Annotated in this window: 20 protein-coding genes; 16 read left to right on the forward strand and 4 right to left on the reverse strand. The window is 50.5% G+C overall.

Going from position 1 to position 23546, the window contains the following annotated elements; all coding sequences use genetic code 11:
- Positions 1-187 precede the first annotated feature (187 nt).
- From BMY11_RS15965 to BMY11_RS15980, 4 genes are all read left to right on the forward strand, one after another.
- On the forward strand, positions 188-673 hold the full coding sequence (locus BMY11_RS15965; protein WP_090578028.1) for a zinc ribbon domain-containing protein: 486 nt from the start codon (positions 188-190) through the stop codon (positions 671-673).
- Positions 674-831: 158 nt separating this feature from the next.
- Positions 832-1410 (forward strand): class I SAM-dependent methyltransferase, encoded by a 579-nt coding sequence (locus BMY11_RS15970; RefSeq protein ID WP_090578030.1) that lies wholly within the window; start codon positions 832-834, stop codon positions 1408-1410.
- 101 nt (positions 1411-1511) lie between these two features.
- A complete protein-coding gene (locus tag BMY11_RS15975; protein WP_090578033.1) occupies positions 1512-1748 on the forward strand; it encodes a hypothetical protein in 237 nt (78 codons plus the stop codon).
- Between the two features lie 348 nt (positions 1749-2096).
- Complete coding sequence (locus BMY11_RS15980; protein ID WP_090578036.1) at positions 2097-3092, forward strand: C40 family peptidase; 996 nt, start codon at positions 2097-2099, stop codon at positions 3090-3092.
- Between the two features lie 52 nt (positions 3093-3144).
- Here the strand turns inward: BMY11_RS15980 and BMY11_RS15985 are convergent, their stop codons facing one another.
- On the reverse strand, positions 3145-4677 hold the full coding sequence (locus BMY11_RS15985) for a class I adenylate-forming enzyme family protein (protein WP_090578039.1): 1533 nt from the start codon (positions 4675-4677) through the stop codon (positions 3145-3147).
- 154 nt (positions 4678-4831) lie between these two features.
- Here BMY11_RS15985 and BMY11_RS15990 point away from each other — a divergent pair, with 154 nt between their 5' ends.
- Positions 4832-5572 carry a hypothetical protein gene (locus BMY11_RS15990; protein ID WP_090578042.1) on the forward strand — a complete coding sequence of 247 codons (741 nt, stop codon included), beginning with the start codon at positions 4832-4834 and terminating at the stop codon, positions 5570-5572.
- Between the two features lie 130 nt (positions 5573-5702).
- A complete protein-coding gene (locus tag BMY11_RS29310) occupies positions 5703-5834 on the forward strand; it encodes a hypothetical protein (protein WP_256217540.1) in 132 nt (43 codons plus the stop codon).
- A gap of 372 nt (positions 5835-6206) precedes the next feature.
- Here the strand turns inward: BMY11_RS29310 and BMY11_RS15995 are convergent, their stop codons facing one another.
- Entirely contained in the window at positions 6207-7322 is a 1116-nt protein-coding gene (locus tag BMY11_RS15995) for an MGDG synthase family glycosyltransferase (RefSeq protein WP_090578045.1), read from the reverse strand.
- A 185-nt stretch (positions 7323-7507) separates the two neighbouring features.
- On the opposite strand from BMY11_RS15995, the gene BMY11_RS16000 reads away from it, so the two are divergent.
- The 5 genes from BMY11_RS16000 (at position 7508) to epsC (ending at position 12596) form a co-directional block, all read left to right on the forward strand.
- Positions 7508-7894, forward strand: a complete 387-nt coding sequence (locus BMY11_RS16000) for a kinase-associated lipoprotein KapB (protein WP_090578048.1) — start codon at positions 7508-7510, stop codon at positions 7892-7894.
- 129 nt (positions 7895-8023) lie between these two features.
- Positions 8024-8554, forward strand: a complete 531-nt coding sequence (gene pyrE / locus BMY11_RS16005) for an orotate phosphoribosyltransferase (protein ID WP_090578051.1) — start codon at positions 8024-8026, stop codon at positions 8552-8554.
- Positions 8555-8667: 113 nt separating this feature from the next.
- Entirely contained in the window at positions 8668-9255 is a 588-nt protein-coding gene (locus BMY11_RS16010) for a TetR/AcrR family transcriptional regulator (RefSeq protein ID WP_090578053.1), read from the forward strand.
- 130 nt (positions 9256-9385) lie between these two features.
- Positions 9386-11404 carry a YhgE/Pip domain-containing protein gene (locus BMY11_RS16015; RefSeq protein ID WP_090578056.1) on the forward strand — a complete coding sequence of 673 codons (2019 nt, stop codon included), beginning with the start codon at positions 9386-9388 and terminating at the stop codon, positions 11402-11404.
- Positions 11405-11651: 247 nt separating this feature from the next.
- Positions 11652-12596: a serine O-acetyltransferase EpsC gene (gene epsC / locus BMY11_RS16020; RefSeq protein ID WP_218150193.1), complete on the forward strand. Its 945-nt coding sequence runs from the start codon at positions 11652-11654 to the stop codon at positions 12594-12596.
- Between the two features lie 95 nt (positions 12597-12691).
- On the opposite strand, the gene BMY11_RS16025 is transcribed toward epsC, so the two are convergent.
- The gene (locus BMY11_RS16025; protein ID WP_143069288.1) at positions 12692-13942 is read right to left on the reverse strand and encodes an SGNH/GDSL hydrolase family protein; all 1251 of its coding nucleotides are present in this window, start codon (positions 13940-13942) and stop codon (positions 12692-12694) included.
- A gap of 513 nt (positions 13943-14455) precedes the next feature.
- On the opposite strand from BMY11_RS16025, the gene gltB reads away from it, so the two are divergent.
- A complete protein-coding gene (gene gltB / locus BMY11_RS16030; RefSeq protein WP_090578065.1) occupies positions 14456-19060 on the forward strand; it encodes a glutamate synthase large subunit in 4605 nt (1534 codons plus the stop codon).
- A 512-nt stretch (positions 19061-19572) separates the two neighbouring features.
- Here gltB and BMY11_RS16040 read toward each other — a convergent pair.
- Positions 19573-19941 carry a helix-turn-helix domain-containing protein gene (locus tag BMY11_RS16040; protein WP_090578071.1) on the reverse strand — a complete coding sequence of 123 codons (369 nt, stop codon included), beginning with the start codon at positions 19939-19941 and terminating at the stop codon, positions 19573-19575.
- 254 nt (positions 19942-20195) lie between these two features.
- On the opposite strand from BMY11_RS16040, the gene BMY11_RS16045 reads away from it, so the two are divergent.
- The 4 genes from BMY11_RS16045 to BMY11_RS16060 all read left to right on the forward strand — a co-directional run bounded on the left by BMY11_RS16045 (position 20196) and on the right by BMY11_RS16060 (position 23251).
- Positions 20196-21179, forward strand: coding sequence for a dTDP-glucose 4,6-dehydratase (locus BMY11_RS16045; RefSeq protein ID WP_090578074.1), 984 nt, complete (start codon positions 20196-20198; stop codon positions 21177-21179).
- A 17-nt stretch (positions 21180-21196) separates the two neighbouring features.
- The gene (locus BMY11_RS16050) at positions 21197-22156 is read left to right on the forward strand and encodes an LCP family glycopolymer transferase (RefSeq protein WP_090578077.1); all 960 of its coding nucleotides are present in this window, start codon (positions 21197-21199) and stop codon (positions 22154-22156) included.
- 69 nt (positions 22157-22225) lie between these two features.
- Entirely contained in the window at positions 22226-22738 is a 513-nt protein-coding gene (locus tag BMY11_RS16055; protein WP_143069289.1) for a hypothetical protein, read from the forward strand.
- A gap of 57 nt (positions 22739-22795) precedes the next feature.
- Entirely contained in the window at positions 22796-23251 is a 456-nt protein-coding gene (locus tag BMY11_RS16060) for a PilZ domain-containing protein (RefSeq protein WP_090578083.1), read from the forward strand.
- Positions 23252-23546: the final 295 nt, after the last annotated feature.

Below are 23546 nucleotides of genomic sequence, written 5' to 3' on the forward strand. Positions count from 1 at the left end.
CTGTTGAAAGGGCTGCACTCTGTGCAGTCCTTTTTCTTGGTTCTTTCGCCCCTAGCGGCCTCATACACTAGAGCAAGATGAGGACCGGCTAAACAAGTCGCAAGGGTTCGTGACCAGGCCTATCCGTTTATGTTAAAATGATAGAAACGACACAATTAGACGAAAAGTTCAAAGGAGTCGATCATAGATGTCATTTTTCGATAAAGTGAAGCAAGGGGCTTCCGATGCGGCGAAGAAGGCTCAGCAGACAGTTGAGATTACGAAGCTGAAGGCCCAAATCGGCAGCAAAGAGAAAGAGATTGAGAAGCTGTACACAGCCATCGGCGCAGCGGTATACCGCGGCCATCAGATTCAGGACTTTGCGGTGACCGAGCAGGAAGTGGGCAATGCATGCCATCAGGTTGACGAGCTAAGTGGAGAGATTGGCATCATTGAAGAGCGTATTAAGGCGATTCGCTTTGAGAAGACTTGCACTTGCGGCAAGGTCGTTGCGCTCGATGCGAAATTTTGCCCGGATTGCGGAAGCTCGCTTGGAGAAGAGCCTAAGGTGGAAACAACAATTGGCGAGATCGTCGTTATTTGCAGCCAGTGCAAGACGGAGAATGAGCTGAATTCGAGGTTCTGCATTTCCTGTGGCTCCGGGCTGTCCGGCGCAGCGAATGATTTTGAATAACAAATGAATAACGAGTCACATATTGAGCAGTCTCGAGCAGCCATTAACGGCTGATACCCGAGGCTGCTTTTTTATACGCGCAGACAAGCGCCGCTACCGATTCCCGCAGCGCCTCATAGAATAACTAGCATAATCGGGAGTAAAGGGAGGCGTGGGAGATGGCACACGAAACATTCGACTATCGCATATTGGAGACTATTAAGGAGCACATGAAGGAGACGGACAGCTTGCTTGATATAGGGAGCGGCCCATGCGTGATGCTGGACAATTTGGATTTCTTCAGCACAATCATTGCGCTGGACATCTATAGACCTTACCTCATTAACCGGGTAACGAGGTCGCCGCATATTATACCCATTCATGCTGATGCGCTAACTATTGGCAAGCTGTTCGTGCCGAAGTCCGTCTCGGCGGTGTCGCTATTCGATTCGCTGGAGCATTTCACGAAGCTTGATGGGATTAAGGTACTGAGAGATGCGGAGCATATTGCAAGGAAGCATGTTATTATCTACACCCCACGCGGCTACTTTCCGCAGGAGGGCATCGACCATTTTGGGCTGAACGGCGAGCAGTATCAGGCGCATCACAGCGGCTGGGAAGTAGAGGAGCTGGAGGCCCTCGGGTATAAAGTCATTATTCTAAAAGGGCAGCATAATAAGCTCAATCCAGCGTTTGTCCGGGCGTTTGGCGCAGATCACGAGCCAGTCGATGCGCTGCTCGCCATCAAGACGATGTAAGCGTTCAAAAAAGTGTTCACCTCCCAAGTGCTTTATTCGTTGTCATTTGGATATATATAGTTATGAACTTGTAAATTGAGCTCACTTGGGAGGCGTAGGCCATGCTCGTACCGGTGGAGTCTAAGCAAATTGCATTCTGTTCGTATAACGAAGGCGAGTCGTCCCTTTATTTGTATTATCATACTGGTGATGTCGCCATCTTCTCATCCATTGGCAAAACCGACTATCAATCTATCATTGATTCGCCGAACCGCTATGATACGCTGATGATGATTATGAAGAAGAGTCATTCTGATGCGGAAATTGATACCAATTCCCCAGATCTGAAGCCAGATTGAGGTGAGGAGACAGTCGTTGGTATTATTTACATGTTAAGGGCGATTCTGCTTCTAAATAGTACTTTTGACACTTACGTAGGACCAGTTGTGAAACGATTGTAAATGCAGGGAAAAGTTAGCTTTTTCCTAAGTAAATGAGTATTTAAACGTACAAGACGTCCCGATAGGGAGGCGTCTTTTTTGCTGTTCAGCCGCATAGTGATAGGGCTTCCGGGCTACGGCAGTGATCGACAAATGAGACAAGCGGACGATATGTCACGTAGGCTCTCGAACGTACAATTGTTGCAGGGCTATAGAGCCTACAGCACGAAGCAACTCATCCATTACTTGAGGAGGAAGTTAAGCATCATGAAAAAGATTACAGCAGCGTTACTTGTCTTCATCTTAACGGCTTTGCTCGTTATTCCTGCCGCCATGGCTGCACAAGGGACATCGCCGGTCGTCGGTGAGATCCAGTCCAGTGTAAGCTTCCGTAGTCAGCCTTCCACAACGTCCACCGTCTATAAGTATTTTAAAACAGGCGACAATGTCGTCATTCTCGAAGAAACGAACGCGTACTGGTACAGAGTACAGGACATGTACGGATCAATCGGTTATGTTTCCTCCTCGGACAAATATATCGATATTATCTACAACGCAACAATTGCTGCATCGGTAAACTTCCGTACATCACCATCGACAGACGGCTCGAAGATCCGACTGTTGAACCAAGGCGAGTCCGTGCTGATCACAGGCAAGCCGAACAGTGCTTGGTATGCAGTGACAGACTCGAAAGGCAAGAAGGGCTATGTCAGCACGCAAGAACAGTACATAACGACTGGCCCGGCATTCTCGATGCCAGCTGGCACAGTCACTTCGCCGTCAACACCATCGACGCCATCTACGCCAGCGACGCCGTCCCAATCCGCGAAGATTGAGAATATTATCGCAGCTGGCATGAAGTACTGGGGCACGCCGTATGAGTTCGGTTCCGACCGTGACACGACAACGACGTTCGATTGCTCCGACTTCGTTCGTACAGCATTCCGTGAAGGCGCAAGCCTTACACTGCCTGCGGATTCTCGCAAGCAAGGCGACTTTGTGAAAGCTAATGGTGCTGTGAAGACAGACTGGCATCAATTGAAGCGCGGTGACCTGATGTTCTTCATGGACTACAAGGGTACTAAAGCTTCCTCTTATGCAGGAGTAAACAAAGCGACTGCAACGATTACGCATGTAGGTATCTACCTCGGTAATGGCCAGATCCTGCACACGTACTCCACAGAGTCCGGCGGCGTTCGTACAAGCGACATCGCAGGCACGCAGTGGGATTACCGCTTCCTGTTCGGCGGCAGCGCAATGTAATTTAGTAGTAATGAGCCTCATTTCCACTACAAGTGGGGGTGAGGCTCTTTTTTTATTGAAGCTGTAATCGCAGCTGCTTCTTGTCCACCTTATCTACAGCCGTTCGCGGCAATTCATCAAGGATAGACAGCTGTGTGGGCCATTTGTGCTGTGCAAGGCTTGGTTCGCAGTGCGCTTGAAGCTGCTCTAAGTCCAAGCTGCCTCCAGCCTGTAATACAACACAAGCGACGAGCTGCTCACCTTCGAGCGGGAGTGAAAGTCCCACCACCGCTGCGTCAATGACCATCTCATGAGTTGAGATTACTTGCTCCACTTCAGCGCAGTACACGTTTGAACCACCAACGATAACCATGTCCTTCAGCCGATCCAATACATAGAGATAGCCGTCTGCATCCAGATAGCCGATATCTCCAGTTCGTATCCAGTCCTCTGATATCGCTGCATTAGTTGACTCCGGATTGCCCCAATACCCAATCATCGTCTGCGCACCACGAACTACAATTTCACCGGGCATGTTGGTGCCTACTTCTAGGCCGTCCTCGCCGATAATCCGTACTTGAAAGGCATTTTCCCCTTGGACACCGAGATCGGCTGGGCGACCTACGGAGCGCAGGCGGACTGGATCGTTCAGATGATGGATCGGAAATAATCGGCTAATCGACATACCGCATTCCGCTTGCGAGTAGTTGTTGACGATCGTGACTCCTGGGAACTGAGCAACCGCATCCCTCAGCGTTTCCGGTGCGATGATAGACCCTCCGCAGCCGATGACTTTCAAGCTTGATGTATCTCGGCCGGTCGCAGCCGCCTCGCGGGTCAAATCACGGAGGAGCTTGCCGACCGTACTAAGCTGTGTAATTCGGTCGCGTTCCACCACCGTAAGGATGCGGTGCACGTCGGCTGGATACTCGTCTAGAAAGACCAAGCATCCGCCAGCTGCCATGGTCGCCCACAATTGAAACTGACCGACAAGATGCGAGATGTTAAGGACGAGCACTCGTCGTTCCAGATCATGACCGAACCCGGCAGAGGGAGTGAACTGGTTCCAGGCTGACATGCCGCAATGCGAATGCATGACGCCTTTCGGTTTTCCTGTCGTTCCGCCGGTATAAATAAGTACGGCGGTATCCTCTTCGCTTCGGTTGCAAGCGCCAGCAGGAGGAGCAGGAAGCTCCTTCAAGAGAAGCAGCTGTAGAGATGCAGTCGTTAACCGCTTCGGGGGATTCGAGAGATGCTGAGCAACGGATTGTGCGGTTTCCGTATAACGAGTATCATGTATAAAGATGTGTGGCTTCGCATCCTCGAGAATGGCGGCAATTTCGATAGAAGTCAGCAATGGAGAGGGCACAAGCGGGATGGCGCCGATTTGGACCGCTGCATAGAGCAGGGCAACAAGCTGCGAATCTGGCTCACCTAGAAGAGCAAGCCGATCTCCGGGCCTGAGGCCCTCGGCATACAAAGCGCAGCTAAGCTGTTTGATAAGGCGATGAAGCTCCCCATAAGTCAGTATTTGACCATTACGCTCAAGTGCTGGTGCTTCAGGGTATAAGCTTGCTGCGAGTGGAAGTCGTTCAGATAAAAGCATATAATAGCCTCCATATTAATTAATCGGGTATGAGAACTCGGATTTATTAGAGCATATCATTTATGAGTCATGGTGGGGGATTAGTGTTTCCAATTAAAACCATAAATTCTGCTAATATGATGAGTGAAGTGAGGGCATCGGAAGGGGGCTTATAATGGAATATAAGTACGAGAGAAACAAAGAAAACTATGAGGATTTTGCAAGTGGAAGGGTGCTCTATAACGCGCAAGGAACAACGGCATTTCCTGTAAGGTTGGCAAGCGAGATTGTTCAGCGATGCTTTCAAGTCCTCGAAGCCAAAGGGAGCAAAGGTCCATATTCCATCTATGATCCTTGTTGCGGCGGGGCTTACCTGCTCACAGTAATAGGATTACTTCATAACGATCGCATTCAAAGGATCTATGCCTCCGACATTAATGCGGATGTACTTGGGATCGCAGAGAAAAACTTATCCTTGCTCACGGTTACCGGAATAAACAAACGGAAAGAGCAAATTAAAGAATACATTAGGCTGTATAATAAAGCGTCTCATATTTCGGCTCTTGAAAGTGCAGAGCGATTAAGCAGCTGTATCGCAGGGTCAAATATGGAGAGCGTGACTGCGTTTCAGAGTGATGTCACTGCTTCTGATAATAAAGTCATACATAATCGAGTGAATATCGTCATTACAGACCTTCCTTATGGCGATATTGTTACTTGGAGAAGCGACAGCTCAGACCCGTTAGTCGACTTTTTTGATAGTGTGTATGACCTATTAGAACCTACGCATTCCGTGTTAGCTGTCATTGCAGATAAGAGTCAAAAGTTAAAACACGAGAAGTTCAGAAGAATCGAATTCGTCAAGATTGGAAAAAGACAAATGGCGCTATTCGAGCCCATCAAGGCATCAAATTAATATCTAAAAAATTAAAATTGAAATGTCAAGAGAACCCGCGAGTGCTTCACACACTTGAGCGTTGGGTTCTTTTTTTGTTGTTTAGGAAATTATATGCTCACTGATTTGAACGGAGCGATGTAGTGGCGACATGGCAGAAGCTGTTGCTGGACTTGATGATGAAATGGTATCCTCCAATATGAAAAAAGATACCAGAGGAGCAGCGAAATATATTGGCCGTTACTTGGCAAGACCAGCGATAATCAGCCGATTGAAGCTCTGAGCGTGCAGATTCAGTACTCTCTGATAAGAAGCAACCGACTTTCTGGAGTTGAGAGGGCGAATTGGTTGTTCGCTCTTGTGCTCCCACATTAAAGTCGGAATTTCGCAAACAGAAAGTCATGATTTTAGTATGCCTAGCGGGGTATCTATGACTACAATAAAGATAGAATTGTAAACGCCTTAATGGATAAGAAATGGGAGAGCGTACATTTCTCGCAGCGTTATAATTAGGTTGTTGGGCTGAGCTTGGGGGAGTTGAAGTTCCCTGGGCTTGGCCGCTCAACTGGATCCGTTAGACGAGGTAGCTAGCAAACGGTGGCTTGCCAGCAGGAGGGACGGAGACTTTCCAACTCGGAAAAGTAAAAAAAAACCGTCACTGCATCAGCTGCAGGACGGCGCGTGAACATTCCATTGGGTTGTATTGTTGATTGCGCTTGTTCATGAGATCCATCCGGTGCTGCACTGACGTGTAGGGCTCATGGATGATTTTGAACCATTTGTTGATCGTCTCGGTTGATTCGAGCATTTCGCCGAAGCCGCTTGCAACGAAGTATTCGCAGTTCACTTCTTCTTGCCCTGGGATTGGCTCATAGAACAGCATCGGGATGCCTTTGCTGAGACCTTCCGTACAAGTCATGCCGCCGGGCTTCGTAATCAGCAGATCGGACAGATCCATCAGCTTATTAATTTCTTTTGTAAATCCGAGTACCTTAATGTTCGGGTGTTGGAAGTTCGGATCGGCGAGCATTCGCTCGCGCACCTTATCGTTGTTACCAACACAGTAGATGAGCTGGACGGAGTCGCGGTAGCGCGTCATATACGATAGCAGATCGTCGCTGTACATAATCCCCCAGCCTCCGCCCATAATAAGGACGGTTGGCAGTGCTTTCAGATCGAACTGGGCCTGCAGCTCCGACCGATCATACGTCTGCCAGAAGTTCGGATGCACAGGGATGCCTGTGACCTGAATCCGGCTCGACGGAGTGCCGCGTTCGATTAGCTTCCTCTTCACTTCCACAGTTGATACTAAATATTTGTTCACTTCAGTGCTAGTCCAAGTGCCATGCGCATCATAGTCCGTAATGAGCGTGTAGAGCGGAATGTTGAGACCAAGCCGCTTCAGCCGCGCTACGACGGCATTCGGAACGGGATGCGTGCAAACGATAAGATCGGGCTTCAGCTGTGTGATCACCTGCTTCGTATGCTTATAGAACAAACGGTGCAGCGCAAGCTGTGTGAATCGGTTCAATGATTTCTTATATTGTCTGCGATAAAGCGTACCGAGAAGTTTCGGCTGCTTTGTAACGGTTCTGCGGTAGGCGGATATAATTAACGGCCCAATAACCGGATTGAGAAAATTGCCCAGTTCGATCACCCGGGTTTGAATATGAGGATCTAGCGAACGCAGACCGACAGCTAATGCATAGGCGGCTTGGGTATGGCCGGATCCGAACCCTTCGGATAAGAGCAACACTCGTTTTTTACGCATTTCTTCACCTGCTTCTCTAACCGGATCAATAACTCATAAATAATGCTCCTACTCAATATTACGATGCATCAGAACACAACACAAGATTGGAATTAGCACTTGCAGTTGCTTGGCGCATTAAACTATGCTAAAAAATAGGAGATTTAAGCTCCTGTATAGACCAATGAGAATGGAGTGGTTGAAATATGCAGCAAGAAAAATGGATTCCGGAGATTGGTACAACTGTAGCCTTTACCTATAAAACAGGACAATATGCAGGGGAAGTCATGGAAACAAACGGGCCGCGTGCGCTTCTGAAGGTGCTAGCTGTGCTTAAGCATCCTGAGCAAGGCGATTTGCACAACCCTTACAACCCGGATGTGCCGATGTTTCACGAGCGTAGAGCGCTAAGCTATACGGAGAAAACGAATGTCCCATATGGCGATATCGGCCCGTTCCGCGGAGAAGTGCCTTCGTACAAAGAATCGCTCGATAAGGCAGTGCAAGCGGAGATCGAAGCAATTGACCGGCTGAAACGTTGGGCGGAGCGCGGTCTGGAGCAGCTGCAGCAGCTGGCGAAGGAGTACAAGTAAGAAAGTAAGGAAGTAAGAAAAGGTAAGTAAAAGTAAGAAAGTAAGAAAGTAAGAAAGTAAGAAACACGGATAAGTAGAAGAATAAAATAAAGGCAGCCTATCTGCCGCAGCCTTAAGGAGCTGACATGTATGAGCAAGCAAATTCTTGCACGTGAAATTTACGCAGCATCGCGATTGTCGGGGGAGTTCACGCTCCGATCCGGCCAGCAGTCGGATACGTATTTTGACAAATACATGTTTGAAGCGAACCCTCGTCTGTTAAGCGCCATTGCAGCCGAGCTATCCTCGCACATTCCGGTTGGCACCCATGTGCTGGCAGGGCTTGAGATGGGCGGCATTGCGATTGCAACTGCGCTATCCTTACATACGAATATTTCTGCTGCTTTTGTCAGGAAGCAAGCGAAGGCATACGGCACAAGGAAAATAGCGGAAGGCGCCGAAGTCCACGGCCGAAAAGTATGTGTCATCGAAGACGTCGTTACGACAGGCGGGCAGATTCTGCAAAGTGTGAAAGAGCTGCGGGATGCTGGCGCAATTGTGCAGGATGTTGTCTGCGTCATTGAGCGTCACCCGGACGGACGAGCCAACCTGGAGGCGGCAGGGCTGAAGCTGCATGCACTGCTCACGATGGATGAGCTGGTAAAAAATTCGGTTGAATGATCGGCAGTGAGAAGATGTAAGATCGGAATAATCGACTTAGTGACCATATTGTATTTTCGGTCAGTTTCTGATAATATGAGTGTCAATGAAGTAAATAAGGAGGCTGCGGCATAATGGAACAGAAGAAGCCGGTCGATCGCAGGCTGCAGATTGTTGAAGCGGCTGCGAAGTCTTTTGCCATGTTTGGTTACAAAGCGACGACGATGGAGCTGGTATCCAAGATAGCTGCAGTCGGTAAAGGTACAATCTATACGTTTTTCGCGACGAAGGAAGATCTCTTCAGCGAAATTATCGGTCAATTATGCGCAGAGCTGCGTGTGCTTGCGGAACGAATCATCGACCGGGAGCGGATTTTCTTCGATAATTTAGCTGCTGTGCTGCACGAGCTGCTGCTGTTCCGCGAGAAGCATGAGCTCATTGTGAAGCTGTCCCAAGAAGTGCGCGACATCGGTACGCCGATGGCGAAGGACGGCATCGCGAAGATGGAAACAGCCATTCATACTTTTATCCAGCATGAAGTTGAGCTTGCGGTACAGAAAGGCGAGCTTCGCGCGGTAGACCCTGGGCTGACAGCTTTCATGATGCTGAAGATGTATGTCGCCCTCGGTGCAGAGTGGAACAAGCACCACGCGCCGCTGACACGAGAGGAAATTGCTGACTATTTCACTTCGCTGCTACGCGATGGGATTACGGTGAGTTAGGCTGTTTACAGAAAGCAAATATGATAACAATAAAGTAAGCGGCGGATGCTGCTTCTTTTTTTAAAATAAATTGACCAAAAGTACAATTCAGTCATTTGTTCAATAATAAAGTTGAGAGGTGTGAGGAAAAGTGAAGGCTTTATCGTTTACAGGCAAGGAGTTTGTACGCATTATGCGCAATCGCAAGCTAATTATCTCGATAATCGGCGTCATGTTCATTCCTATTATGTACAGCGGCATGCTGATCGGCTCGTTCTGGGATCCATATGGCAAGCTGAACGAGCTGCCAGTCGCCGTCGTGAATGAGGATGCAGGCGTGCAGTTCAAAGGAAAATCGCTTGCAGTCGGCAGCGACCTTGTGAAGGAGCTGAAGGAGAACAAGGATTTCAAATGGGATTTTGTCGATCGCGATGCTGCAAAGCAGGGGCTTCAAGATGGGAAGTACTATTATGCCGTAGAAATACCGTCTTCCTTCTCGAAGCAAGCAACGACTCTGCTGGATGAGAAGCCACAGCCGGCGGCGCTCACGTATATGTCTAACGACAGCGGGAACTACTTGGCGGCGAAGATCGGACAGAGCGCAATTTCGAAGCTGCAGACGGGAATTTCGCAGCAGGTGACGAAGGCGTACGCTGAGGCCGTGTTTGCGAATATCGACGAGGCGACGGATGGTATCGCCAAAGCGAGCGACGGTGCAAGCCAGCTGAGCAGCGGCGCGGCTGATGCAAATAGCGGCGCAGAGCGACTTCGCGATAACGTCGCGAAGCTCGCGAGCAGCACGGAGCAGCTTGCAGGCGGCGTAGCGACGCTCGATAAAGGCGCGGAGCAGCTTCATAGCGGCACCGCGCAAGTAAGTGATGGCGCGGCGGCATTGTCCGCCGGCATCGGCAAAGCTGAAGCCGCTGGCGGCAAGCTCAGCGGCGGCGCGGATACAGCTGCCTCGGCCGCGAAGCAGCTGGCCGAGGGGCTTGCTGCGGCGAAGCAGGGCAGCGCGCAGCTGGCCGGCGCAGCCGCGAAGCTATCGGCGGCGATCGAGGCATACGCCGCCGCGCAGCCTGATGCAGCGCAGGATGCGGCGCTGCAAGGTCTTATCGGCGCAGCCCGCGAGGTATCCGCGGGCGCTGCCGGGCTCTCCGGCGGCAGCGCGAAGCTGGCCGCCGGCGGCACGGAGCTGCAGCGCGGGCAGAGCCAGCTGCAGCAGGGGCTTACGGCGCTGCAGCAGGGGCTCGCTAGCGCCAATGCCAGCGGCGCCAAGCTCGCAGCTGGCGCGCACAGCGCCGCGGATGGCGCCGCGCAGCTAGCTAGCGGCGCAGCCGCCGCTGGCCGCGGTGCGGCGCAGCTTGCCGATGGGTCCGGCAAGCTGGCAAACGGCTCCGCCGAGCTCGCGAGCGGCACAGCTAAGCTCGCGAACGGCGCTGCCGAGCTGTCGAGCAAGCTCGGCAGCGCCGCAGGCGAAGCTGGTGGCATCATCGGAACCGATGCCCTATACGACATGTTCGCAAAGCCTGTACAAGTCGAGGAAGTGAAATTGACTGAAGTACCGAACTACGGTACGGGCTTCGCGCCTTACTTCCTATCACTCGGACTGTTTGTCGGGGCGCTGCTCTCCACGACGGTTATGCCGATGCGCGAGACAGGAACAATTCCAACCTCCGGCTGGAGCTGGTTCGTTAGCAAGCTGTCGCTATTCGCCATCGTTGGCCTCGTACAAGCGACAATTGCCGATCTGATCCTGATCTACGGCATTGGGCTGCATGTTAACCATATGGGCGCATTCATTGGCATGTCGTTGCTCGCAAGCTTCACATTCATGATGATTATCCAGTTCCTTGTCACACTGCTGGATAATCCGGGCCGCTTCGTCTCCGTCATACTGCTTATCTTGCAGCTGACTGGCAGTGCCGGCACGTATCCGTCCGAGCTTGTGCCGTCCTGGCTGCAGCATGTTGGCGCTTGGCTGCCTATGACTTACACGATCAAAGCGTTCCGCGAAATCGTGACAGGCAACGAGCTGGAGATCACCGGCAGCATGGCGATCCACGTCGCGTTGTTCGCAGTCGTCTCAGCAGCACTGACGCTGCTCGTCTTCATCAAGACGCACCGCAAGGTGAAGCGCCAAGACGCTGCGCCAATCGAGCTGACAGCATAACAACAAATCTGGGGTCTGTATTGGAGCTCAACCGCATCGATTTCTCCATGCGATATGGATTGACACCTTCTCGTTAAATCGATTATACTGGAAAAAATTTCATGAATATCTACCGTTCAAACGGGGGCTCTTATCTTCAAAGTCGAGGAGACTGGCGGAAGGAGCCCCCTTTTTATTTATCGACGCATCGAAATGTCATTTGTCTGAAGACCGGTCGTTATTGAACTGAATTTGGAGGGTGATGCAGGTGGGTACCAATTTTCATACGCAAATCGGCGGCCTCGTATCTACGATTGCAAGCAGCTATCGTGAACAGTCGCACACGATTTCTCAGGATGCCAAAGACTTGCCTAGTCGGGATACGATCATCGAAGTCATCCATCTGCTGAGAGAGCTTTTGTTCCCTGGCTATTACGGAAAAAGGAATCTTGTTAACGCGACGATCGAGTACCATATTGGAGATTTGCTTATCAGCATTGATGAGAAGTTGCGCGAACAGATTGCATCCGCGCTGAAGCATCAGTCGTCTTTCAATCCGAGCCCTAGCTCGGATGCGGATGCAGCATCAGATGCTATCGTCTATGAGTTTCTGAGCCAAATTCCCGAGCTGCGGCGCGTGCTGGCGACCGACGTCAAGGCGGCCTTCGCAGGAGATCCTTCCGCCGAGAATACGAGCGAGGTCATTTTTTCGTTCCCCGGCATATTCGCTGTAAGCATTTATCGCTTGGCGCATGAGCTGTACAAGCTGTCCGTCCCGCTCATCCCACGGATTATGACCGAATACGCGCATAGCGTAACCGGGATTGATATTCATGCCGGGGCAATAATTGGCGAACATTTCTTCATTGACCACGGGACAGGCGTCGTTATCGGCGAAACGACGATTATCGGCAATAATGTTAAGATCTACCAAGGTGTGACGCTCGGTGCGCTATCTACGCGAGGCGGGCAAACGCTGCGCGGCGTGAAGCGCCATCCAACACTTGAAGATGAAGTTACAGTCTATTCCGGGGCATCCATCTTGGGTGGGGAAACGGTCATCGGCAAAGGCGTAGTCATCGGCAGCAACGCGTTCATTACACGTTCGGTTCCGAACGGGACCAAAGTGAGCGTAAGAAATCCGGAGCTTGTCTTTAAAGGCAGCTTACCGCAGGAGTTCAAACAGGCATTTACGGCAGATTGGGTCATTTGATCCGTGCATGAAAAAAGACGCCTTCAGCACCACAGTTCGTGGTTGGTTGCTAAGGCGTCTTTGTATTGCTACTGGCGTATCTTATATTTAACTTATTAGCCTTGAATAAACACCGTCGCAATTGGCTTCCGATAAACGACCTTATAGCCGAGTCCCTTCGACAGTGCGGCGAGAGGCAGGTAGGTGACCGAATTGCCGCCAACCTGCTGCAAGTAAGCCGGCGTCTCGAGCGGCACGGATTGGCCGTTCACTTTCATCATCGTTGCGCCGATTGTGAACGCGACTTTGTTGCTGCCGGAAGTTACCGTTGCGGTGCGCGTTCTGCCGTCCCAGGCAAGCGTTGCGTGGAGCGCGTTCGTGATGTCGCGCATGGGCAGAAACGTCGTATTATTTTTAAGGACAGGTTTATTTGCGCCCGTCAAATCTTTGCCGTTCACTACGACACGAAGAGGTGCGCCTGCTTGAAGCGTTGCGGGATCACGGTACTCGCCCCAGATGCCATCCGCAAACTGGCGGCCCATTACATCATAACCAGACTGCTTCGGATGAATATCTCCCTTTAATATGTATGTGTAGGTAAACTCGTTGCCAAGGAACGGCTCTGATACATCGACCATACGCACATCGTACGCTTCTTGCTTCAGCTTCCCAGTAAGCGCTTCGGCCAGCGATCTCAGCTTTTCTACGCCGTTAGTCAGCACCTTGTACTGCTCTTCTGTAATAGCCTTGTTAATGATCGAAGGCGGCGGCACCGGTAAATATTGATCCGCGAAAACAATCGTTGCCTTCGGATTCAAGCTCAGAATGGTCCGAATCGAAGCTTCGAGCGTCGGGACATAGCTGTCCAAGTGGCTGTCCAGTCGCGCTTGCAGCTGATCTGCGCTTAGCGATTCTGCCTTAATTTCATCGAAAAGCGACAGGAAGTCGTTGCCGCCAATCGTCATAATGACAAGATCCGCTCTCTTAAGGTCAGCAGCAAGCTGTGCGGATTTGGCTACCGTTTCATCGGCAAGCGGGTAAGTAGAGAGATTCGGCTGGATTTGCTCGGCCGTCACTGATTTGCCAGCAGCCGCGGCGTCCAGCAGTCCCTTCAAACCAGAAGACTTCAACGCGATAATGCCATAATTATTCAATTCGGCATCGCCATGATAAAGCGCCTGCTCATACACGCGCTCCACGTAGCCATACGGAATCGACTTCACGGTCATGCCAAGCTCGTAGCCCGCTGTAAGCGAGTCGCCGACAGCAACGATATGCAGAGGCTGATTCACTTTCGCCTGCGGGGCAGCTGGAACCGCCGGTGCTGTTTGAGCAGCAGCAATCGCCGAAGCATTTACCGTGCTCATTTCTCTCGAAGGTGCGTCAGCATATGATCGATAAACCTCGGAAGACCCGAGCAAAAGTGCAACTGCCGTTAAGGATACAAACCATTTTGGTGCTTTCCTGAAATTACTAAACAATAAATCCACATCCTTTTGGTTATTTATGCGTTACAATGGGTGTACAATTTTCTGAGAATTTTTCAGATTGCTGCTGTGATGTGTTAAAGAAGTCTTATCATTACCATAAAAATATTGAATTGAAATTCATTGCGTTCTGATGGTACAATCAAATAATAACAAAAATTCGTACACCCGCTGTTTCACAAGAAGGATGCTGAAGAGCACGGCATGCTGTACAGCCGCCTCAGCGTCTTTTTTTCGAATCATTCAGGATGACCTGTCTGTTTTGGCCCTAAGCGGTGACCGCGTGTACACCTTCATTCTAAGCGATTATGCGCTGGAATTGAAGCCGGATTCCATGAATAAGAATCCATTCCTCCGTTTATTTAAAATTTCTCATAGAAAGGTTGCATCCAAGTGAAAGAGAACCAGTCAGGATTGCCGCCGAAGCAAGGTCTATACGATCCGCAATTTGAGAAAGACGCCTGCGGAATGGGCTTTGTGGCTAACATCAAGGGAATTAAATCACACACGATCATCCAACAGGCACTGACAGTGCTTGAGAACATGGAGCATCGCGGTGGCCAAGGCAGCGAGCCGAACACAGGGGATGGAGCCGGGATCTTATTGCAAATTCCGCATACTTTCTTTGCCCGTGAAATGAAAGAGCTCGGCACACAATTACCGGCAAGCGGCGACTATGCAGTTGGTATGCTTTTCTTGTCCCAGGACGAGAGCATTCGCAGCAAGCATGAGCGTGAACTGGAAGCGATCATCCATGAGGAAGGTCAAACTTTGCTTGGCTGGCGTACCGTTCCAACGAACGACGAGAAGCTTGGACACTCTGCGAAGTCGGTTAAACCGTTCGTTCGCCAAGTGTTCATCGGGAAGAGTGCTGAGCTTCAAGATGAGCTTGCCTTCGAACGTAAAATCTACGTCATTCGTAAACGTGCGGAGATTGCGATTCGCTATTCCGGCGCTGAAGGCGCTGATAGCTTCTATTTCTCCAGTATGTCCAGCAAAAAAATCGTGTACAAAGGGATGCTTACAACCGAGCAGGTTCGTTCCTTCTACGTCGATCTTAACGATGAGACGATGGAAACGGCGCTTGCGCTCGTACACTCCCGTTTCTCCACGAACACGTTCCCAAGCTGGGAGCGCGCGCATCCATACCGTTATCTCATTCATAATGGTGAGATCAACACGCTTCGCGGCAACGTGAACTGGATGCACGCTCGTCAAACGATGTTCGCTACGGAATTGTTCGGTGACGATCTGGCGAAGATTAAGCCAATCATCAATCCAGACGGCTCCGATACGGCGATGTTTGACAACACGCTTGAATTCCTCTATCTCTCCGGCCGTTCGTTGCCGCATGTGGCAATGATGATGGTGCCAGAGCCTTGGTCTAACCACGAAGGCATGAGCGAAGAGAAACGTGCATTCTATGAATACCACAGCTGTTTGATGGAGCCGTGGGATGGACCAGCCGCAATGGCGTTCACCGATGGCACTCAGATCGGTGCGATTCTTGACCGGAACGGTCTTCGCCCAGCTCGTTACTATGTAACGAAGGACGATGTCATCATTCTCGGTTCCGAAGCAGGTACCGTTCACATTGATCCAGAGAACATCCTATATAAAGACCGTCTGCGTCCAGGCCGTATGCTGCTTGTCGATACACAAGCGGGCCGCATCGTTTCGGATGAAGAGGTTAAAGCCCAAATCGCATCGGAGCACCCTTACGGCGAATGGCTCGAAGAGCATCTCGTAGGTCTGGATGAGCTTCCGGATGCGCCTGAATTGCCAGAGCCTAGCCACGAAACGGTAGAGCAGCGTCAGCAGGCGTTCGGCTATACGTTCGAGGATTTGCGCAAAGTGCTTGAGCCAATGGCAGGCAGCGGTGTTGAGCCGATCGCTTCCATGGGTTATGACGCGCCGCTTGCGATTCTGTCTGAGCGCCCGCAGCGTTTGTTCAACTACTTTAAACAAATGTTCGCGCAAGTAACGAACCCGCCGATTGACGCGATTCGTGAAGAGATCATTACAGCGACAGGCACAACGCTTGGACCTGAGCGCAACCTGCTCAACCCTGAGCCAGAGAGCTGCCGACATATCAAGCTGGCAACACCAGTATTGTCGAACGAAGAGTTCGCGAAGCTGCGCCATATTCGCCGTCCGGGCTACAAGTCCATCACGCTTCCTACGCTGTTCACAGCGGACAAAGGCGAAGAAGGCTTGCGCTATGCCCTGAAGCAAATGTGCGAAGCGGCTGACCGAGTTATTGCTAAAGGTCATAATATTCTTATTCTATCTGACCGCGGCGTAGATCGTGAGAATGCGGCAATTCCGTCGCTGCTTGCTGTATCTGCTCTGCATCACCATTTGATTCGCGAAGGCACACGGACGAAAGTAAGCATCCTGCTAGAATCCGGCGAGCCGCGTGAAGTGCATCACTTTGCACTCCTGCTTGGCTTCGGCGTAAGCGCAGTGAACCCGTACCTCGCATTCGAGACGCTTGATGACATGATCCGCCAAGGCATGCTGCGCGGCTTGAAGCATGATAAAGCGGTGAAGAACTTCATTAAAGCTGCAACGAAAGGCGTCGTTAAGATCCTGTCCAAGATGGGCATCTCGACAATCCAATCGTACCGCGGCGCACAAATATTTGAAGCGGTTGGTCTCAAGGAAGATGTTGTTGACCAATACTTCACATGGACACCGACGCGTATCGGCGGTATTGGCCTTGACGTCATTACTGAAGAAACGCTTAAGCATCATAATCGTGCGTACTCCGAGCAAGAGGGCCGCGTAAGAGAGCTTGACTCCGGCGGTGAGTACCAATGGCGCAAAGACGGCGAAGATCACTTGTTCAGCCCGCAGACGATTCATACGCTGCAAATGGCTTCCCGTAACAACGACTATAAGCTGTACAAGAAATTCTCGACACTCGTGCAGGGTGAAGATAAGAAGCATCTGACGCTTCGCTCGCTGCTTGAGTTCAACTTCGACGCAGATCCGGTACCACTGGATGAAGTAGAATCCGTGGAATCAATCGTGAAGCGCTTCAAGACTGGCGCAATGTCGTATGGCTCAATCAGTAAAGAAGCACATGAGGCGCTTGCAATTGCGATGAACCGCATCGGCGGCAGATCCAATACAGGCGAGGGCGGCGAAGATCCAGCTCGTTACATCCCAGATGCGAACGGCGATTCCCGCCGCAGTGCGATCAAGCAAGTTGCATCCGGTCGGTTCGGCGTAACGAGCAACTATCTGGTCAATGCCGATGAAATTCAAATTAAGATGGCGCAGGGCGCGAAGCCAGGCGAAGGCGGTCAACTGCCAGGACGTAAGGTATACCCTTGGGTTGCTGAAGTTCGCGGTTCGACGCCAGGCGTAGGTCTCATCTCGCCGCCTCCGCATCATGATATTTATTCGATCGAGGACTTAGCTGAGCTCATTCATGACCTCAAGAACGCTAACCCTCGTGCCCGTATCAACGTGAAGCTCGTTTCCGAAGCTGGTGTCGGCACAATTGCAGCCGGCGTAGCGAAGGGCCGCGCAGATGTTATCCTCGTCAGCGGTTATGACGGCGGTACAGGCGCTTCTCCTCTTGCATCGATCCGCCATGCGGGTATGCCGTGGGAGCTTGGCCTCGTTGAAACGCATCAAACGCTGATGATCAACAACCTGCGTGATCGCGTCGTTGTTGAGACAGACGGCAAGATTATGAACGGCCGCGACCTTGCAATCGCAGCATTGCTCGGCGCAGAAGAGTTCGGCTTCTCGACAGCTCCACTCGTCGTGCTTGGCTGTATTATGATGCGTGTGTGCCAATTGGATACTTGTCCGGTGGGTGTGGCAACGCAGAACCCGGAACTTCGTCAGAAGTTCATGGGCGATCCAAGCCATGTAGCGAACTTCATGCTGTTTGTTGCGAGGGAGCTGCGTGAAATTATGTCAGAGCTTGGTTTCCGTACGATTCAAGAGATGGTCGGCCGGGTTGATCGTTTGAAGACCAAATCGCTGATCGAGAACTACAAGCTTAAAGGTATTGATCTGACTCCGCTGCTGCATCAAGTGGAATTGCCAGAAGGCGCTGCACGCTTCTGCACGCAAACTCAAGATCATAAGCTTGAAGAATCGCTTGATATGCAGAAGCTGCTGCCGTTGGCACAGCCTGCGATTGAATCGGGTGATAAAGTTCGCGCGACATTGCCAATCACGAACATTAACCGCGTAGTCGGTACAATCGTGGGCAGCGAAGTTACTCGCGCTTACGGTGCGAAGGGCTTGCCTGAAGATACGATCTCGTTCAACTTTGTCGGCTCCGCTGGCCAAAGCTTTGGCGCGTTCGTACCGAAGGGCATTACGCTCTCCCTCGAAGGCGACTCCAATGACTATGTCGGTAAAGGTCTATCCGGCGGCAAAATCATTGTAGCTCCGTCTCCGAAAGCAACGTTCAAAGCAGAAGAGAACGTCATTATCGGCAATACAGCATTCTACGGAGCAACTGGCGGCGACGCATACATCAGCGGTATCGCAGGTGAACGCTTTGCGGTTCGTAACTCCGGCGTGAATGTCGTTGTCGAAGGCGTTGGCGACCATGGCTGTGAGTACATGACAGGCGGCCGCGTTGCAATCCTAGGCGTCACAGGCCGTAACTTCGCAGCAGGTATGTCCGGCGGCGTCGCGTATGTGCTTGATGAAGCAGGCGATTTCTACAAGCACTGCAACATCGAGATGGTCCTTCTGGAGCGTATCGAAGAGCAGCGCGATTCGGATGAGCTTCAATCGATGATTCAGCGCCATGTGGATTACACAGGCAGTGAAATCGGCAAACGATTGCTCTCCGATTGGGAGAAGTCCAGAGAGAAGTTTGTCAAAGTCATCCCGAAAGACTACAAGCGGATGCTGCAGCAAATCGAGAAGATGGAGCAATCCGGCTTAGTCGGAGATGAAGCGCTTCTCGCAGCTTTCGAAGCGAATATGAAAGAGCTCGCTCGTGTAGGCGGGAACTAAATAAAGAGCATGACAAAAGAAGCCGTGTAGCGAGATGTTTCGCTACCGGCTTCTTTTTTATGTCAACAATTTTACCATCCGTTATTTAAATTACCATTTATCGACAATAATAGAAGCGCTATGTGAGATTAGTCCCACATCCTTCGACACCCTTTTTAGATTCATTTGGATATAATGAGAAAAGACAAGTACAGAAGAGAGAGAGAAGAATAAAGGAGTCGGTCAAGTGGATGGAGTGGTAGCCAGGAAAGATAGACTAAAGTCGTTCGGTAGAAGGTTCACTTTAATCAAAGGGAGTAGGAGCCGCGGGATGAGGAAAATAGAAGATCAGAAACAAGAGGTACATAACACCTCGCAGGCAGCCATAGAATTGGACGTACGCACCATTTTGGAGCAGCTTGGTATCGATCTTGCAAATTGGCCTGCAGACTTGCCACCATTACAAAGATAAATATTCCGAAAATGAAAACCATAGTCGGCTGACGACTATGGTTTTATTTATTTACTTATCGTTATTTCATGTTACGTTCTGCGCGTACGAAAGCGATGAAGCGGCGAGCCTCTTCAGGCGAGAGCTTCAGGCCGTCGATCGTCAGATCAAAGCGTTTCAAGAGATCCTCTTCGGATAGCTCCAGCTGATCCACAAATTCACGAACAGGCGATTCGACAGTGGCATGAGGCGCGTTTGTCCGGCCGACTAGAAAATCGACAGTTACTTTGAACAAATCTGCGAACTTTGATAACGTTTCCGTGTCCGGCTCACGTCGGTTTTTCTCGTAATGGGATAGTGCCGCGCGTGATATTCCGAGCAGCCCCGCTGTCTGTTCCTGTGTCCAGCCCCGATCGTCTCTCAGTTTGGAAATCCGACTACCAATGCCCATAATTCTCCTCCTGATTCGAAATATACAACCATCTTAATACGAATTGTTTACAAATGCATGAAAAGCTACAAAATGTCACGTGTCGAAAAAGAAAAGAATTGACATGATACAAATTGTATCTTAATGTATAAAGTGAAAGAGTTACAAATTGTATCATTAGATTATTGCTGATATCTATGTTATTTAATCTTACCCTTATTTGTGAGGTCTGAAACAAGCAAAGCTAAACTTTTTTGTATAGGAGCAGATGAGTTATGAAGCTGATGGTGACAGGCGGAGCAGGGTTTATCGGCAGCAACTTCATCCGTTACATGTTTGATCGGTATCCGGGCTATACGATTGTTAATTATGATCAGCTTGCTGATACGGGCAATCCCGCGCAGCTAACTGATGTATTCGGTGATGAAAGCTATCATGCTGTGCAAGGTGATATATGCGATTCGGCGCTCGTGCGTGATACGATTATACGTTTCGATATTGATGTCGTTGTGAATTTCGCTGCGGTGACAGACATCGGCGCGCAAGGTGCAGAGGATACGGAGCGGTTAGTCCGTACGAATGTCCTCGGGACGCAGGTGCTGCTTGATCTATGTAGAGAGCAGCAGGTGAAGCGTTTCGTGCAAATATCAACCGGTGGCGTTTATGGCTCTTTAGGCAGAACCGGTTATTTCACAGAAGAAAGCCCTTTAAATCCATGCAGTCCCTTTGATGCGAGCAAGGCAGCGGCAGATCTTCTCGTGCGTGCTTATTACAAGACGTACGGGCTGCATGTGAATATGATTCGTTCAGCTTGCATTTACGGTCCGTTTCAACATAGTGCCGCATCTGCCGCTGCGCTGTTCATTACGAGCGCGATGCAGAATAAGCAGCTTCCGGAGCTGGATGGCAGCTTTCATGTGCGCGATTGGCTACATGTGATGGACCTTGCTTCTGCCGTTGAACGGGTGCTGCATGATGGTGAAGCCGGCGAGATATACAACATTGGCGGCTTTAATGAGCGCCGCGATTTGGACGTTGCTGAGCTAATCGTTGGGCTGCTGCAAAAGCCATCCTCGCTCCTTCCAGTCGCCAAGCAAAGCCGAGAGGGCAAGTATCGTAGATACACGCTCGATCCGTCGAAGATCGCTTCATCGCTCGGATGGAAGCCGAAATATACATTCGAGCAAGGCATTGAAGAGACCGTCGACTGGTTCGCTCGCCATCGCGTGGATGGGCTTCAATTGCAGGAACGGGTTTAGGAAAGAGGTGAGCACACATGAGATTTTCCTATAAGAATCTGCTCATATGGACGAGTGCTGCCGCTGCTTCTTTCCTTCTAATTGCATCCTGCTTGGTCTGGTATCTTTATCACTCTGCAGAGCGGACAGTCGTTCGGATGCATGAGGACATCAACAAGGCGAAGCAGGTTTATGTGAGCACTGATACTGATGTTAAGACCTCCGTAACATCACCTTTGCTCGTGAGCAAAGGGAAAGAGCTGGCGCCTTTCACCGTGCTGATGCTTGGTGTAGATCAGCGCGAGAACGACCACGGCCGTTCGGATACGATGATTGTGCTTGCCGTGAATCCGCAGAAGAAATCCGTCCTTATGTTCAACATTCCAAGGGATACGCGTGTCATCATTCCAGGCAGGGCCGGTATGGATAAAATCAATCATGCTTATGCATTCGGCGACGTGGAGATGTCGATCGGGGCAGTCGAGCAGTTTCTGGATTATCCAATAGATTATTACATTAAAGCGAATATGGAAGGCTTCACTCGGGTCATAGACATGCTCGGCGGTGTTAAGGTCAACAATGAGGCGGCGTTCCAATACGATGGTGTGAGCTTCGCTAAAGGGAATTTGTCGCTGAAAGGTGAAGACGCGCTGAAATATTGCCGGATGCGGTATGAAGATCCAAGAGGCGATCTTGGTCGCAATACAAGGCAGCGAGCTGTTGTACAGGCTGTTATGCATAATGCGGTCAGTCTAGCTAGTGTCACTCATTTCCACGCGCTGTTAGGTGCTCTTGGCGACAGTGTGAAGACGAATATGACCTTCAGTGAGATGAAACAGCTTGTATCTGTTTATAAACCGCAAAGCGAGCGTTTCACGACGACCGAGATCTCGGGGAAAGGTGCCATGATCGGTGGCATCTGGTATTACCTTGTCAATGCTACGGAACGAAGCCGAATTCATAACCGTTTGAAGTCGCAGCTCATGCAAGGAGATTGATATAGAAGGTATAAAACAAGCCCTCCGTTCATAAAGTGAAGTAGCTTTTTGGACAGGGGTGGAAAGTAAATGAGCGGACGACGAAGAGGCGGGTTACCCGGAATGAAGCTGCTGCTGGGACTTGTCATCGTGCTAGTGGTGTGGCTCGGTTGGCGAAATTTCTCCGGACTGTTCCAGTCCGGAGATGATGAACAGGCGCAAGCGGCGGTAGAGCAGTTCTATTCGTTTGAGCAGCAAGGCGATTACGGCAGCGCATGGGAGCTGTTTCATCCCGAGATGCAGCAACGCTTCAAGAAGGCGGAGTATATTCAGAACCGCGCACATATTATGATGCAGGACTTCGGCGTGAACACGTTTGATGTTCATATTGGCAGTCCTTCCCGCGTTGCCGATTGGAAGATGACCGAAGGTGCAGCGCCGATCTCAGTCGTTTACGAATTCGATGTGGAGGAATTGTTCCATAGTCAGTATGGCAACTTCACGATCGTACAACCTTGCTATGCAGCCTATGACTCGGGCAAGTGGAAGCTGCTCTGGTCATATGAACAATTGCACGCCGGCAATACCCAGAATGCGCATTAATGCTGCGGGGGGCAAGTCAACGCAGTTAGATTTCAGTTGAAATGAGGCGTAGATGTCGTGGAAAAATCGAGCGAGAAGCAGCCGCGCGAACATATCCGAATCCGGCTTCGAGAGGGCGCGCAAGCAGAGGTATCCATCTGTCATATTCAGGGGGAGGGAGCGGATTCCGCTTCATCCACGGTCCTGCTGCACAATATGAGCCCCGCGGGGCTGCGATTTCAGAGCCATCTGCGTTTTCCAGTCAGCAAGAGCTATCTGCTTCAATTCTCAATTACGCTGGATGAGTGGCAGTTCTGTCTGCTCGGACATGTTGTCTGGCGCCGGAAGGAAGACAACTACTATGTGTACGGTTGCACTTTTATCCCGGATGAGGAAATCCGCAAAGCAATTATGTGCGCCTTACTAGCAAAGTTGCAGGCAATGAGTCCAAGACAGGTGCGTATACATGAACTATATCGCCGGTTGACTTATAAGAAAGAGTCTTCATTAAATAGGTTGGACGTCAAAGGATAGAATAGGAGTGATATAACTTGTTGAATAAAGAGCAATTTCATTGTGTGGGGTGCGGCTGTATGCTGCCTAGGCTAGAGGCTGAAATGGTGTTTCTGACCGGGTTTTATAAGGTCATTTATCCACTTGGCTGCTGCAAATCATGTTGTAGGCCGCCGGATCATCGGCTCATGCGTATCGAGACTGACACATTTTCGATGATGAGTCAGACAGAACAGCTGCTTCAGTATGTATAAGCTGGAGCTGTTGAATAAGCATAAACTTCCAATCGCTTCCTGACTTCTGTATACTGGTGATG

It is taken from the genome of Paenibacillus sp. OV219, assembly GCF_900110075.1.
Lineage (GTDB): Bacteria > Bacillota > Bacilli > Paenibacillales > Paenibacillaceae > Paenibacillus_Z.